Here is a 12,577-nt window from a genome sequence, read left to right as displayed (position 1 = left end):
TGCGCTTGCCGCTCTCGGCTCTTTCCTTACATTGTCAGGTGAATCATGAATCCACGCTTTGCTGCTACGTCAGCTCCCATCCGTCTGTTCCGCAATCCCAAGTCTGGCCACTGTCACCGCGTCGAGCTGATGATGGCGCTGCTGGACATTCCCTATGAGACGGTGGATCTCGACATGGCCAACGGCGCGCACAAGGCGCCCGAGTTTCTCAAGATCAGTCCGTTCGGGCAGGTGCCGGCCATTGAGGACAATGACGTCTTCCTGAGTGATTCCAACGCCATCCTTGTCTACTTGACCCAGCGCTATGACGGCGAGCAGCGCTTCATGCCCAGCGATGCGCTGGCGGCGGCCGAAGTGCAGCGCTGGCTCTCGGTGGCGGCCGGTGAGATTGCCGCTGGCCCCTGCACGGCACGCCTGGTGACCGTGTTCGGTGCTCCCTTTGACCACGGGCAGGCCATCGCTCGCGCACATGCCCTGTTCGCCGTCATGGAGTCCCATCTCGAACAGCGTCACTACCTGGTGGGGGAGCGCCTCACCTTGGCCGACATCGCGGGTTACAGCTACATCGCCCATGCCCCGGAAGGTGGTGTCAGCCTGAGCTCTTATCCCGCCATTCGCGGCTGGCTTGCGCGTATTGAAGCCGAGCCGGACTTCGTGGGCATGGCGACGAGCCCGGTAATGGTCTGAGCCTCCATGTCATCCTGAGGGTTTGCCCATGAATGAGCAGCGGCAGGTGTTTCATGCAGGTGAGCGACGTGTCCAGGCTCGCGCAAGCGTGCCAGAGCATTATCTCGAGCAGGTCGCTCCGTATGTGCGCGACCGGCTGCCTGAACAGCATGTCGCGTTCTTCGCGAGCCTGCCGGTGCTGTTCATGGGCGTGCCTGACAGCGACGGTTGGCCGTGGGCGGTGGTGAGCTTTGCGCCGCCCGGGCAGCTCTGCGATGCCACGCCCGGTGAGCTGCAGGTGCATGCACGACCGGCGCTGGAGGATTTGCTGGGACTGGATTTTACTCCCGGCACCAAGGTCGGCGTGCTGGGACTGGACCTCGCCACTCGGCGGCGCAATCGTCTGAATGGCACCTTGCTTTTCCCTGACGCGGTGGCAGACATCGCGCCCGATGGGCTACGGATCGGGGTCGATCAGAGCTTCGGCAACTGTCCGCAATACATCCAGCAACGTGAGATCGACTGGGCTGGCGAGCAGACCAAATCGCTCGTCAGCCGTGAGGTGGCACTGAACGATGAGGTGTCGCGTGCCTTGCTGGCCCAGGCAGACACCTTCTTCATCGCGACCCGCGCAGGTGAGCTGGATGACGCTGCGCCCAACGGCGTGGATGTCTCGCATCGTGGCGGCAGGCCAGGCTTTCTGTACATGAATGCCGATGGCAGCCTGTCGTTTCCCGATTTCGCCGGCAATCGCTTCTTCAATACCCTGGGCAATATCGAGCTGGATTCTCGTGTCAGTCTGTTGATTCCTGACTTCCTCACGGGCGAGGTGTTGTTGCTCAAGGGGCATGCTCGGGTCGACTGGAATCCCCAGCGGGCAGCACTGGTCGAGGGCGCCGAGCGCATCGTGGATGTGCTGCCGGAGCAGGTTCTGCATGTCGAGAATGCCTTGCCGGCCCCGGGGCGACTGATCGAGCGCTCGCCATCGCTTGCGCTCACTGGTGACTGGCCGGCAACGCGCGATGAACCAACGACGCTGCGACGTCTGCGCGTCATCGACAAGGTGCGCGAAAGCGACACGATCACCTCCTTTTATCTGACGCCATGGCCGCAAGCGGGGCAGGATCGCGAATCGGCGGAAATCGCGGCCTATCAAGCCGGCCAGTTTCTGACCCTGCGTCTGGCCTCCACGCCACAGCATTCTCTGTCGTCAGGCGAGATTGCGGTGATGCGCAGCTACAGTCTCTCGCAGGCCTGGCGGGCGGGGCAGAATGCCTACCGCATCTCGGTACGTCGCGATCCTAAGGGGCTCGCCTCACGACTGTTACATGATGAATTCGCGGTGGGCGATGTGCTGGAAGCGACGCCACCGGCGGGGGATTTCGTGCTGCACGCCTCGTCTGCGCCCATCGTGCTGCTGTCATCCGGTGTCGGCATCACGCCCATGATCGCCATGTTGGAGGCCCTGGTTCAGCAGGCAGAAGCGGGGCATCCTCCGCTCGGCGAGGTGGCCTTCGTACATGCCGCGCGCAATGGGCGTGAGCTGGCGTTTCTCGACACGCTGGAGCGCTGGTCGCGCGTGCATGCGTGGTTGCAGGTACATATCGCCCTGTCACGCCCGAGTAAGGCGGATCTCGTGGCCGGGCGGCATCAGTTAGTGGGCAGGCTGGAGCTAGCGAGTCTGGCGGGCAATCTGCCGGGCCTTGCCTTGAGCCATGTCTATCTGTGTGGCTCCGAGGGTTTCATGCGCACGCAATATGCCGCACTCATGACGTTGGGGTTGCCGCGTGCGCAGCTGCATCACGAATTCTTTGGCCTTGGCTCACTGGAGAAGGGGGAGGCAACCGCGGTTGCGCTATCGGCAGACTTTCAGGCGAGCTTGCCGGAACATGCCCAAGTCACCTTCACGCCGCGCGGGGCACCTGGCCAGCCGTCCCCCAGCGATGCGGGCATTACTCGACAGTGGACGCCCGAACAGGGGAGCCTGCTGGAGCTGGCCGAGCAGTCAGGCGTGAATGCCATGTCCAGTTGTCGTTCCGGGCGCTGTGGTAGCTGTGCACTGCGACTCGCCGAGGGGCAGGTGCAGTATCCCGAGCCGCCACAGGCCGCTGTGGCTCAGGGACAGGTGTTGATGTGCTGTGCCTATCCGGCGGGAGAGGCGCCTCTGGTCATCCAGACGCTGTGAGCTGTGTCGTCAGGCGCGAATGGCTCGGTGTGAATGACTGAGATTGAATGACTGGGCTCGATGACTCGCGCGGCTGACAAGCCTGATGGGAAACAATGAGATAGCGCCAGCGGGGTTCATGGTCCTGACAAGTGGTCAGCGGTATAGTGCGAGGCTTGTGTCATTTGTCCCGAGCCTCGTGCAGCCCGCGGCCTGCTCGGCATCACAGACAAGGATTCCCTCGATGGCTTCATTTCGTATTCTGACGCACCCCGAACACGGGACGCGTGCCGTCAAGATCGGCTGGTCCTGGCCAGCCTTCTTCTTCGGCCTGTTCTGGGCACTCTACAAGCGCATGTGGTTGCTGGCGGCGAGTCTGTTCGGCTTCATCGTGCTCAGCTCGGTCTTCATTCCCGCGACGATGGAAGGGCAGCTGATTTCCAATGTCCTGTTCCTGGGCTTGAACCTGACCATCAGCATGAAGGGCAATCAGTGGTACGCGAGCCTGCTGGAAACCCAGGGCTATCAAGAGCAGGCACAGGTCTCGGCGCGCAATCCCGATGATGCACTGGCCGTACATGCCAACTCGCAGAAAGCCTCTGCTGCCGATATCCGTGATTATGAACAACGCGGCACTCACGAGCAGGACCTCCCCGTGGATCACCGTGATGAGCAGGAAAACAGGCGCGACCGTAATGATGGCAGGGATGATAACGATAACGGTGATGGTGGCGGTGACGCCGGTGGCAAGGGCGGCGGCAACACCTCTGGTACCTTCATCGGCTAAGGGCCGGAACAGAAAGAGATGAGACGATGAACCTTCAAGGACGATTGACGCGCTGGAACGATGACAAGGGCTTCGGTTTCATCACGCCGGAGTCGGGGGGCAAGGATGTCTTTGCCCACATCAGTGCGTACCAGGGGCGCGGGCGGCCGAAAGCCAGTGCGCAGGTGCAGTATCAGTTGGGCATGGATGAGAACGATCGCCCACGTGCCACACGCTTTCGCACGTTTGGGGCAGGGGCTTCCACTACTTCTGCTGGAGTGGGGCTTGCATGGTTGATGCTGCTGGCCGTGATGGTCGTGCTCGGGGCAGGCTGGCAGCAGGGGCGTCTGCCCTGGATGTTGCCAGTGGCGTATCTGGGCATGAGTCTGGTGACGTATCTGGCCTATCGAATCGACAAGCAGGCCGCGACATCAGGGGAGTGGCGCGTGTCCGAGGGGAAATTGCACTTCATGGAGCTGCTGTGTGGATGGCCGGGCGCGCTGATCGCCCAGCAGAGCCTGCGCCACAAGACGCGCAAGACAAGCTACCGGCTCGTGTTCTGGTGTGTGGTGTTGATCAATATCGCGGCCGTGAGCTGGCTGACGCTCTCGCCGGATGCCGCGACCCTTCGTGACCTGCTCGGCTTTCCCGTCATGGCAGGCGAGGCCATGATCCGATGGTCATGAACGGATGATCGAGCGGCGTTATCGATCGCATGACAACGACAAAGGGGGCCTATGATAGGCCCCCTTTGTCGTTGTTGCTCACTGGTGTGTGCCATCAGAACGGTGCGTAATCATCCTGTTTGACGCTTGAGGCGACCCAGCGGTCTCTGGCAGGTATCGCCCGGCGTTGCGCGCCCTGTGGCGGTATCTGGCCTCGCTCACCATACAGCCACAGCACCAGGTTGGAGCGCTGGCCGCTGGTGATCGGCTGCGCGGCATGCGGCACATTACCGCGATGCAGCATGGCCGAGCCGGGCGTGAACGAGAAGCGCACTGCGTCTCCGCTCGCGGCGTCCAGAACATCCAGTTCAGAGCCCTCGAAGGTCTCGTCGGGCAGGTTCATGTTGATGTTGAGGGTCACGGACGAGGCATCAGTATGCGGCCGAATCGAGGCGTCCGTGGTGGGCTGATAGTGGATCGAGAAGCCGAAGGACTGGCTGTCGTAGCCGATGATTTCCGGGAACAGCAGCCGCGAGATCGGACGCATGTAGGTATCCAGCAGCTGCTGATAGAACGCCTGGAAACTCGGTGCCGCCAGATAGCCCTGTGAGCGACGGTCGAGCATGGCGCCGCGCCGATTGAGCACGATGCCGTAGGGCGGGCGCAGCGGAATACCGGCATCCCATGCCTTTTCCAGCAGGTTGCGCAAATCAGCAATGCGCTCGACATCGAAGAGCTGGAACTGATAGACGTCAGTGGCGACTTCTGTCATCAGCGCCTTGACGTCCGTCTCGCGCTCGGGATTCTCCCACGCCTGCTTGACGGCAGTGCGCAGCGCCTTGTCGATCAATCCACTGTCGAGGATGGCGAGGTCGTCTTGCTCAACGGCTTCCCATTCACGCCAGGCGTCACTCAGCAGTTGACGGTGGCTGTCCCAGAATTGCTGGACGGAGGGGGCGCGCCGCAGCATGGCTTCGCGGGAAGGCAGTTCGAGCTCGCGGGCTTGCTGCAAGCGGGTCTGCTGTAATCGGGTGGGGTGCAATACAGAGTGGGTCATGGGGTGTCTGCTCCAGAAACTTGCGGCATGAAGGCTGCCGTTTCGGTGATATGGGGCAATTTATTACGCCGTGTCTTGTTGATAAACAGGCCCCTGGAGTAAACACATTCAATATTCTATTGATGATCTCCGTACGACAGCAGGCCCGCACACAATGCGGGCCTGCTGTCGTATGTCACAGTGATACGTGGCGCTCTGTCAGCGCATCAAGCCATCCACCACGCCCAGGCCATGGAAGGCGATCATGCCGATGATGCCGGCGAAGATCACGTAGTAGAGCGTCGGCAGGATCGTCTTGCGCAGCGTGATGCCTTCACGCCCCAGTAGCCCGACGGTCGCCGAGGCGGCGACCACGTTGTGGATGGCGATCATGTTGCCGGCAGCCGCGCCGACGGCCTGGAGGGCGACCATCATGGCGCTGGAGATGCCCAGCGCGCCTGCCACATTGAACTGGAAATCCGCCAGCATCAGATTGGAGACGGTGTTGGAGCCGGCGATGAAGGCCCCGAGGGCCCCGACGCTGGGGGCGAACAGCGGATAGATGTCGCCCACGCTGTCAGCGATGAACTGCGCCATGGCCACCGGCATCGAGACCAGATCTGCCTCGTTCACGCCGGAGTTGATCAGGATGCGCACCATGGGGATCGTGAACAGCAGCACGAAGCCTGCGCCCAGAATCGTGCGGCTGGATTCCGTGACGGCGGCACTGACATCCTGCATGCTCATGCGGTGCAGCACGACGGTCAGCAGCACCACGATCACCAGGATACCGCCGGGCAGATACAGTGGTTGCAGACTGCCGGAAATATCACTCTCGCCCAGGATACCGCTCCAGCCGAAGCTCAAGGAGGTCAGCGCTTCCTTGAGCGGCTCGATGACGCGGGACAGCACCAGCAGCACTGCCAGCAGTACGTAGGGCAGCCAGCCCATGCCGACCGAGAGCGGCGTGCGGCCCTCGACGGGCTCCAGCGTCATGTCCAGCTTGCCCACCCATTCCTCGGGCCAGTGGTCAGCGTTCGGGAAGTCCCAGGTCCTGCTGGGCAGCAGAAAGCCCTTGCGCGCCGCGGGTACCACGATGGCGAGGCCTACCATGGCGCCGATCATCGAGGGGAATTCCGGCCCGAGCAGCAGGCCGGCCAGTACATAGGGCACCACGAAGCAAACACCCGCGAACAGCGCGAAGGGAGCGACTTCAAGCCCCTCGCGCCAGGAGCGATTGGCCCCGAAGTAGCGCACCATCACCGCCACCATGATGAGTGGCATGCAGATACCGATGATGCCGTGGGTAATGGCGACTTCCGAGGTAATCAACTGGAAGTAGCTGTCCCAGCTTGACCCGTTCGCGGCCAGAGCGTCACTGACGCCAGCCTTGTCGAGTCCTCCCGAGACACCGACGACGATGGGGGTGCCGACGGCACCGAAGGAGACCGGAGTGGATTGCACCATCATGCCGACCACGACGGCGGCCAGTGCCGGGAAGCCCAGCGCCACCATCAAGGGGGCAGCGACGGCAGCGGGTGTGCCGAAGCCTGAGGCACCCTCGATGAAGCAACCGAACAGCCAGGCGACGATGATGGCCTGTACTCGCCGGTCCGGGCTGATGCCGGAGAAGCCATTGCGGATCGCGGCAATGCCGCCGGAGTGCTTGAGCGTATTGAGCAGCAGCAGGGCACCGAAGATGATCCACAGGATCGCCACCGTCAGTATCAAGCCCTGCAACGATGAGGCCATGACGCGTGTGAAGGTCATGTCCCAGGCAAGCAGGGCGATCAGGGCCGTGACCACGAAGACGATGGGCATGGCAATGCGGGCAGGGATTCTGAACCCTATCAGCAAGATGCCAGCCAGTATCAATGGCGTGAACGCCAGAAGCGCCATCCATGATGCATTCATGTCAATACTCTCCTTCGCATGAAAGGGTGATTGTCTTTTTGTTGGTTTTTGTCACTGCAATGTGAAGGTTGATCCAGGGTTTGGCGTTGAGTTTTCATCCACACTGCGCGAAATCACCGTAGGGCTCACCAGATCAAGGTAAGCGAGGAAAACATTCTTGGCGACGTCATGTTGACTGGTAATACCAGTGTCAAACACCGTTTTAAAGACGCGAATATTCGAAGTCTTTCATGAGGTTATGAAAGCCCTGGCTAGTCAGTCATGGAGTTTCAGAGACTCTGGTTACGACCAATGAGGGATGGGTTTATGTGTCTTGAGGACTCTTGTTACGCTGCGATTGCGGCTGATAAATCATCGAAGATCTGATTTTTCCTGAGACAAGGGAGCATGAATGGCAAAACTGGGTAGTGTGTTGGTCGTATTGGCCGCTTTTCAATGGGGGCTGACAGGTGGGATTGGCAGCTTGCTGATGTCCTGGGGCTGGGAGGCTGAAGTCATTTCCTTCTGGCGTGCCCTTGTCGGGTTCATCTGCATGCTGGCCTGGATGGTATTGCTGGGCTACCACAAGGTGCCGGCCAGAAAACCGCTCGCGTTGCTGGGGTGGTCGCTGCTGGCGGGGGTAGGGGTCGCCGGCAACTTCATGTTCTATTTCACGAGTGTCAGCATGAGTGGTGTCGCCGTTGCTGCGACTCTCATGTATAGCGCGCCGATTTTCGTCTATATCACGTCATTCCTGGCCCGGGTGGAACGTCCGACACCGGTGAAGCTGATTTCCATCGTCGGTGTGATGATCGGCATCGTACTGCTGACGGGGGTGCTGCAATCCGGGAGTGGCAAGGTGACTCCCCTGGGTGTCCTGTTCGGACTTCTGGCGGGTGTGTCATACGCCATCTTCATCTTTGCCTTCAAGTCAGCCACGCGTCATGGCAGCACCCCTGGGGTATTGGCCATCGCGTTGGGCGTGAGCAGTCTGGTGATGTTGCCGTTGACGAATCTTTCACAGGCAGTGGCGGTCCCCTTCGCCGATGAACTGTGGCTGATTCTGGTATTCGGCCTGGTGGGGGGAGGGTTCTCCTTCTATTGCTATGTGATCGGCCTGAAGAATACCTTGCCGTCGGTGGCTTCCATCATCGCCATGATAGAACCGATCACGGCCACCTTGTTCGGGGTGTTCGTGTTGGGAGAAGGCATGGACATGATGCAGCTGGCAGGGATGGCGCTGATTCTCGTGGCGATCACGACCCTGAGCCTGGCGCAGAATGGCCCTGAGGTATTGCTTCGCCTGCCGTTGGGCTTGCGGGGCGGAAAGCCGCGCAACATGACGGCCTCCACCCGTGAGGAAGGTGGCGGTACTCAGGCCAGCAAGGGTTGAGGCTGCAGACGACTGGTTTGGCCCGACGATGTCGGTTGCCAGGATGAAATGACCTGAACGAACCAACGAATGGCATGGCCATGCAAGAACGCCTCGACCACCATGTGGTCGAGGCGTTCTTGTACAAGGGGCGGACGACAGGCGTCAGATGGCGGGTGGAGAAACGACTGCGACGTGCCTCAGTGAGGGTTGGCTGGCCTGGATGAAGAAGTCATTCATCGTCAGCTGAAGGTATTTCTTCATCATGTCGCGGGCAGGCATCAGCATGCGATCCCCGAGATCAAAGTTGCCGGTCTGATGAGGTACGGAGTCCTTGACCGTGTAATCCTTGCGATAGAGGAGTTGCTCATCCTTGTCATAGAGGCAGTACACCACCTCGAAATCGGCAATCACATCGAAGTCTTCATTGGCGATGCCGAAGGTGAGCAGATTCATCGGCAGATTCTTTGCCATCAGATAGTCGAGATAGACGGGGCCACGGTTCTCGTGGGCCTGAATCTCGACCTTGAGGCGATAGTCCTTCTCGCGGGCATCATGCGTGATCACCGAGGTGCTGGGTAACTGTTCGCGCAGCAGCAGGTCGAAATTCTTCATGGGCGGTGAAGAGGCGCGCGGCAGTTTCACGCTGCCCAGTGGGCGCATGGCCTGGGTCGCGGCACCCGAGAACAGATTGGCCTGAGGCTGGCTGTAATAGATGTCGGGGTAGAACGTCTTGTGTTCATAGGCCAGAGACTGCACCGGCTGAATGTTGGGCATATCGATCTCGGCACGCGAGGCGCAGCCGGTCATCAGCAGCAGCGCGAGACCTGCCGTGGCGAATTTCAACATAGTCATGGAGGCATCCTGCGCTTTCGGGGGGCTCGTGGGCATGAAGAGATGACTTCACGGTAACACGCACGGTGTCACCCGCTAAACGAGCGCTCTACACGGCATTCAACACTGTTGACACCCTGTACATGACGGGGAACTCGTGGCCAGTGGGCCGTGTGCCGCCACGAGGGGGGAGGCGCTGCCAGGCGCGTCGTCTGCCGTCAATCGAACCAGCGCTTGAGCACCTTGTCCGCGCGTGCGCGATGTTCCGGCTTGATATGGGCCGCCACGATGGCCACCGCGCCCGCCATCAAGGTGATGTCGTCGGTGTAACCCAGCAGGGGGGTGAAGTCCGGCAGGGCATCGATGGGGGAAATGAAGTAGCCCAGCGCGCCATAGATGGTGGTTCTGGCCCAGACAGGGGTATCAGAATCCTGCGCCGCGAAGTACATGCGCAGGGCGGGATTGAGTGCTGTCTGGCCGGCCTTGCGGGCGACCGACGAGACCTTGTGCCAGAAACCTTCCTCGCTGTACTCAGAGGCGTGGGCCGTGAGGGGCTGTGCATCCGGTGCCGGCAATCGGGGTGTCTCGGGTGGAGTGGACGTGATGGTCGTGTCCTTGCTCATGGGGTGTCCTCCGTCAGCTCACGAGGATGGCGATGACGACCAGCCTCGCGCTTGATCGTATCATGCCTCCCTATGACAGATGTCGCCCAGCCACGTTCCCTGCCAGGTGTCCTCCCATGCGGACGTGCCATAACGACGCCTCCCCGCCGACAGTGATGTGGGCGGGGAGGCGTCGTGGGTCTAGAGGCCATCGGAGGCCAGCTCAGGCGGGCAGGTCGAACAGCAGCGCATGCAGACCTCGCGCCTCAGCGAGAGTGGCCTCGGGTTCATGATCCAGCGTGACGGCATCCCCCGCGGACAGGGGCAGGCTCTGCTGATCCTTGCCCTTCAGTGTTGCCGTCCCGTCGATGACGTGCAGGTAGTAGCGGCGCTTTGCGTCCAGTGGCAGTTCCAGTGCTGTGGGCTGCTCGTCACCCCCTTGCAGGCCGATGCGATACATCCGGGCATCCTGATTGATGGACAGGATGCCGTCCACGGCCTCTTTTGGCGGGGCGATCAACAGGTCGAGTCCCTCGCGTGCCGTGAAGGGTTGCTGCTGATAGCGCGGCGTCAGGCCCCTGGCATCCGGGGTGATCCAGATCTGCAGGAAATGCAGTGGCTGGCGAGTCGAGGGATTGTACTCGCTGTGCTCGATGCCGCTGCCGGCACTCATCAGCTGGACTTCGCCCACTCCCAGGGTGCGATGTGAGCCCATGGTGTCACGATGCTCGATGCTGCCTTGCAGCACATAGCTGATGATTTCCATGTCACGGTGCGGATGCATCTCGAAGCCTGCGCCGGGTGCCACGGTGTCATCATTGAGCACGCGCAGTACGGAGACGCCCATGTGATTCGGGTCATAGTAGCTGGCGAAGGAAAAGCTGTGGCGGCTCTCCAGCCAGCCGAATCGAGCATGACCGCGTTCTGCCGCTGGACGTAACGTGAACATGGCAACCTCCTCAGAGTGTCGTGGTGTCTGCCGGTGAGTGAAGCAGGCTTCAGTCTTCGCGCACGGCGTTGCTGCCCGGTTGCAGTACCCGATCAAGGGACAGCTTGCCGCCGCCGGTGATCATGAGGCTGGCCGCGATGGTCAACAGGGCCAGCGCGTACTCGAAGCCGTTGTTGCTCATGAACAGGCCATTGCCGATATGCACGGTCAGGATGGCGATCAGCATCGTGAAGACCAGCACGGCAGCTGCCGGGCGCGTCAGCAGGCCGATGAGAATGGCCAGTCCGCCGAAGAATTCACCGCTGCCGGACAACAGTGCCATCAGGTAGCCGGGCTCGATGCCCATGGAGGCCATCCACTGCCCCGTGCCTTCCAGACCGTAGCCGCCGAAGGCGCCGAACAGTTTCTGTGACCCGTGGGCCATGAAGATGATGCCGGTGGGCACGCGCAGCACCAGGCTTGCGAGGCTCGTGTCAGTGGACATCAGGCGAGAGAGGGCGGATTTGAACATGAGTGGCTCCAGTGATCAGGTAAGGGGTGGATTTTCAAATCAGTGTGTCTGATCGATGGCGCTACTATAAAATGTGGTGTCACAGAAAAATAACGGAGGATTCTGGTCTGATTGATCAGAATTTTTGAACCATGGTCTCACCCATCACGCTGGACGCGCTGCGCGTATTGGATGCCATTGACCGACGTGGCAGTTTCGCCGCGGCCGCCGAGACACTGCACCGCGTGCCCTCGGCGATTTCCTACTCGGTGCAGAAGCTGGAGGAAGAGCTGGGCGTGCCGCTGTTCGACCGTTCGCGCCGCAAGGCCGAACTGACCGATGCCGGACGCCTGGTGCTGGAGCATGGGCGACGCATTCTGCTGGCCACCGATGAGATGACGGCGCTGGCGCGTCAGGCGGGGGCGGGCTGGGAGGTCGAGCTGCGTATCTGTGTCGATACCATTCTTGATCCGGACGCGCTCTATCCGCTGTTGGAGGAATTTCAGGCCATTCAGCCGCGTACCCGGGTGGTACTGGGTGAGGAGGTGATGGGAGGCGCCTGGGAAGCGTTGCATGACAACCGCTGTGATCTGGTGATCGGAGCGCCCGGCGAGGCACCGGTGTCGGGGTTGTCGAGCCGAGTGTTCGGGGCGATCGAGCCGGTCTTCGCCGTGGCGGCCGGCCACCCGCTGACGCATCTGCCACAGCCGCTGTCCGCCGCCGCCCTGCGTGACTATCCCACCGTCATCGTGGCCGACAGTTCGCGCAGCTTGCCCGGGCGCTCTTCGGGGCTGCTGGATGGTCGCAGTCAGATCATCGTCAAGACCACGGCGCAGAAGATAGACGTCCAGCGCAGGGGGCTTGGTGTCGGCTATCTGCCGTTGCACCGGATTCGTCAATCACTGGAAGACGGCAGTCTCACGGTGCTGCCACTGGAGACGGATCGTGCGCCGATCGATCTCTCCCTTGCCTGGCGCAGTGGTCGCCAGGGCAAGGCGCTCAAATGGATTCTTCAGCGTCTCTCGGCTCCCGGCATGGGCGAGGCCTTCGGGCTGTTACCCCGCGAGGCGACTGATCGGCACGCGCTCTGACGATCGGGGGCAGACGATCGGGAGCTGACTGGCGTGGGGGAGCCATCGA

12 protein-coding genes are annotated in these 12,577 nt (G+C 61.3%); 6 read left to right on the top strand and 6 right to left on the bottom strand.

Features of this window, described 5'->3' with window-relative positions; translation table 11 throughout:
* Window positions 1-45 precede the first annotated feature (45 nt).
* The 4 genes from HXS65_RS13610 (at window position 46) to HXS65_RS17640 (ending at window position 4,282) form a co-directional block, all read left to right on the top strand.
* Window positions 46-687, top strand: coding sequence for a glutathione S-transferase family protein (locus tag HXS65_RS13610; RefSeq protein ID WP_176494157.1), 642 nt, complete (start codon window positions 46-48; stop codon window positions 685-687).
* 28 nt (window positions 688-715) lie between these two features.
* Complete coding sequence (locus HXS65_RS13605; protein ID WP_176494156.1) at window positions 716-2,851, top strand: 2Fe-2S iron-sulfur cluster-binding protein; 2,136 nt, start codon at window positions 716-718, stop codon at window positions 2,849-2,851.
* Between the two features lie 223 nt (window positions 2,852-3,074).
* Window positions 3,075-3,617, top strand: coding sequence for a DUF2628 domain-containing protein (locus tag HXS65_RS13600; protein WP_176494155.1), 543 nt, complete (start codon window positions 3,075-3,077; stop codon window positions 3,615-3,617).
* Between the two features lie 26 nt (window positions 3,618-3,643).
* Complete coding sequence (locus tag HXS65_RS17640) at window positions 3,644-4,282, top strand: cold shock and DUF1294 domain-containing protein (RefSeq protein WP_084208389.1); 639 nt, start codon at window positions 3,644-3,646, stop codon at window positions 4,280-4,282.
* 94 nt (window positions 4,283-4,376) lie between these two features.
* Here HXS65_RS17640 and HXS65_RS13590 read toward each other — a convergent pair whose 3' ends face one another.
* Both HXS65_RS13590 and HXS65_RS13585 read right to left on the bottom strand, forming a co-directional pair.
* Window positions 4,377-5,318, bottom strand: a complete 942-nt coding sequence (locus HXS65_RS13590) for a 2OG-Fe(II) oxygenase (RefSeq protein WP_176494154.1) — start codon at window positions 5,316-5,318, stop codon at window positions 4,377-4,379.
* A gap of 198 nt (window positions 5,319-5,516) precedes the next feature.
* Window positions 5,517-7,211: an L-lactate permease gene (locus HXS65_RS13585; protein WP_176494153.1), complete on the bottom strand. Its 1,695-nt coding sequence runs from the start codon at window positions 7,209-7,211 to the stop codon at window positions 5,517-5,519.
* Between the two features lie 391 nt (window positions 7,212-7,602).
* Between HXS65_RS13585 and HXS65_RS13580 the strand changes: the two genes are divergently transcribed.
* Window positions 7,603-8,583, top strand: coding sequence for a DMT family transporter (locus tag HXS65_RS13580; protein WP_176494152.1), 981 nt, complete (start codon window positions 7,603-7,605; stop codon window positions 8,581-8,583).
* Between the two features lie 144 nt (window positions 8,584-8,727).
* On the opposite strand, the gene HXS65_RS13575 is transcribed toward HXS65_RS13580, so the two are convergent.
* The 4 genes from HXS65_RS13575 to HXS65_RS13560 all read right to left on the bottom strand — a co-directional run bounded on the left by HXS65_RS13575 (window position 8,728) and on the right by HXS65_RS13560 (window position 11,458).
* Window positions 8,728-9,417, bottom strand: coding sequence for a hypothetical protein (locus HXS65_RS13575; RefSeq protein ID WP_176494151.1), 690 nt, complete (start codon window positions 9,415-9,417; stop codon window positions 8,728-8,730).
* A gap of 197 nt (window positions 9,418-9,614) precedes the next feature.
* Complete coding sequence (locus HXS65_RS13570; protein ID WP_077377519.1) at window positions 9,615-10,019, bottom strand: YkvA family protein; 405 nt, start codon at window positions 10,017-10,019, stop codon at window positions 9,615-9,617.
* A gap of 202 nt (window positions 10,020-10,221) precedes the next feature.
* The gene (locus HXS65_RS13565; protein ID WP_176494150.1) at window positions 10,222-10,947 is read right to left on the bottom strand and encodes a pirin family protein; all 726 of its coding nucleotides are present in this window, start codon (window positions 10,945-10,947) and stop codon (window positions 10,222-10,224) included.
* Window positions 10,948-10,996: 49 nt separating this feature from the next.
* Window positions 10,997-11,458: a DoxX family protein gene (locus tag HXS65_RS13560; protein WP_084208395.1), complete on the bottom strand. Its 462-nt coding sequence runs from the start codon at window positions 11,456-11,458 to the stop codon at window positions 10,997-10,999.
* Between the two features lie 131 nt (window positions 11,459-11,589).
* Here HXS65_RS13560 and HXS65_RS13555 point away from each other — a divergent pair, with 131 nt between their 5' ends.
* Window positions 11,590-12,528 carry a LysR family transcriptional regulator gene (locus HXS65_RS13555; RefSeq protein ID WP_176494149.1) on the top strand — a complete coding sequence of 313 codons (939 nt, stop codon included), beginning with the start codon at window positions 11,590-11,592 and terminating at the stop codon, window positions 12,526-12,528.
* Window positions 12,529-12,577 lie beyond the last annotated feature (49 nt).

Origin of the sequence: Cobetia sp. 5-25-4-2, assembly GCF_013374075.1 — a bacterium.
GTDB lineage: Bacteria > Pseudomonadota > Gammaproteobacteria > Pseudomonadales > Halomonadaceae > Cobetia > Cobetia marina.
The sequence above is the reverse complement of the archived record's forward strand: the minus strand, read 5'-3'. Positions and strand labels throughout refer to the sequence as shown.

Bases quoted from the DNA above. Each gene is read 5' to 3' on its own strand.
- HXS65_RS13560 (WP_084208395.1), bottom strand. From the start codon at position 11,458: ATGTTCAAATCCGCCCTCTCTCGCCTGATGTCCACTGACACGAGCCTC.
- HXS65_RS13565 (WP_176494150.1), bottom strand. From the start codon at position 10,947: ATGTTCACGTTACGTCCAGCGGCAGAACGCGGTCATGCTCGATTCGGC.
- HXS65_RS13600 (WP_176494155.1), top strand. From the start codon at position 3,075: ATGGCTTCATTTCGTATTCTGACGCACCCCGAACACGGGACGCGTGCC.
- HXS65_RS13585 (WP_176494153.1), bottom strand. From the start codon at position 7,211: ATGAATGCATCATGGATGGCGCTTCTGGCGTTCACGCCATTGATACTG.
- HXS65_RS13605 (WP_176494156.1), top strand. From the start codon at position 716: ATGAATGAGCAGCGGCAGGTGTTTCATGCAGGTGAGCGACGTGTCCAG.
- HXS65_RS17640 (WP_084208389.1), top strand. From the start codon at position 3,644: ATGAACCTTCAAGGACGATTGACGCGCTGGAACGATGACAAGGGCTTC.
- HXS65_RS13610 (WP_176494157.1), top strand. From the start codon at position 46: ATGAATCCACGCTTTGCTGCTACGTCAGCTCCCATCCGTCTGTTCCGC.
- HXS65_RS13555 (WP_176494149.1), top strand. From the start codon at position 11,590: ATGGTCTCACCCATCACGCTGGACGCGCTGCGCGTATTGGATGCCATT.
- HXS65_RS13570 (WP_077377519.1), bottom strand. From the start codon at position 10,019: ATGAGCAAGGACACGACCATCACGTCCACTCCACCCGAGACACCCCGA.
- HXS65_RS13575 (WP_176494151.1), bottom strand. From the start codon at position 9,417: ATGACTATGTTGAAATTCGCCACGGCAGGTCTCGCGCTGCTGCTGATG.
- HXS65_RS13580 (WP_176494152.1), top strand. From the start codon at position 7,603: ATGGCAAAACTGGGTAGTGTGTTGGTCGTATTGGCCGCTTTTCAATGG.
- HXS65_RS13590 (WP_176494154.1), bottom strand. From the start codon at position 5,318: ATGACCCACTCTGTATTGCACCCCACCCGATTACAGCAGACCCGCTTG.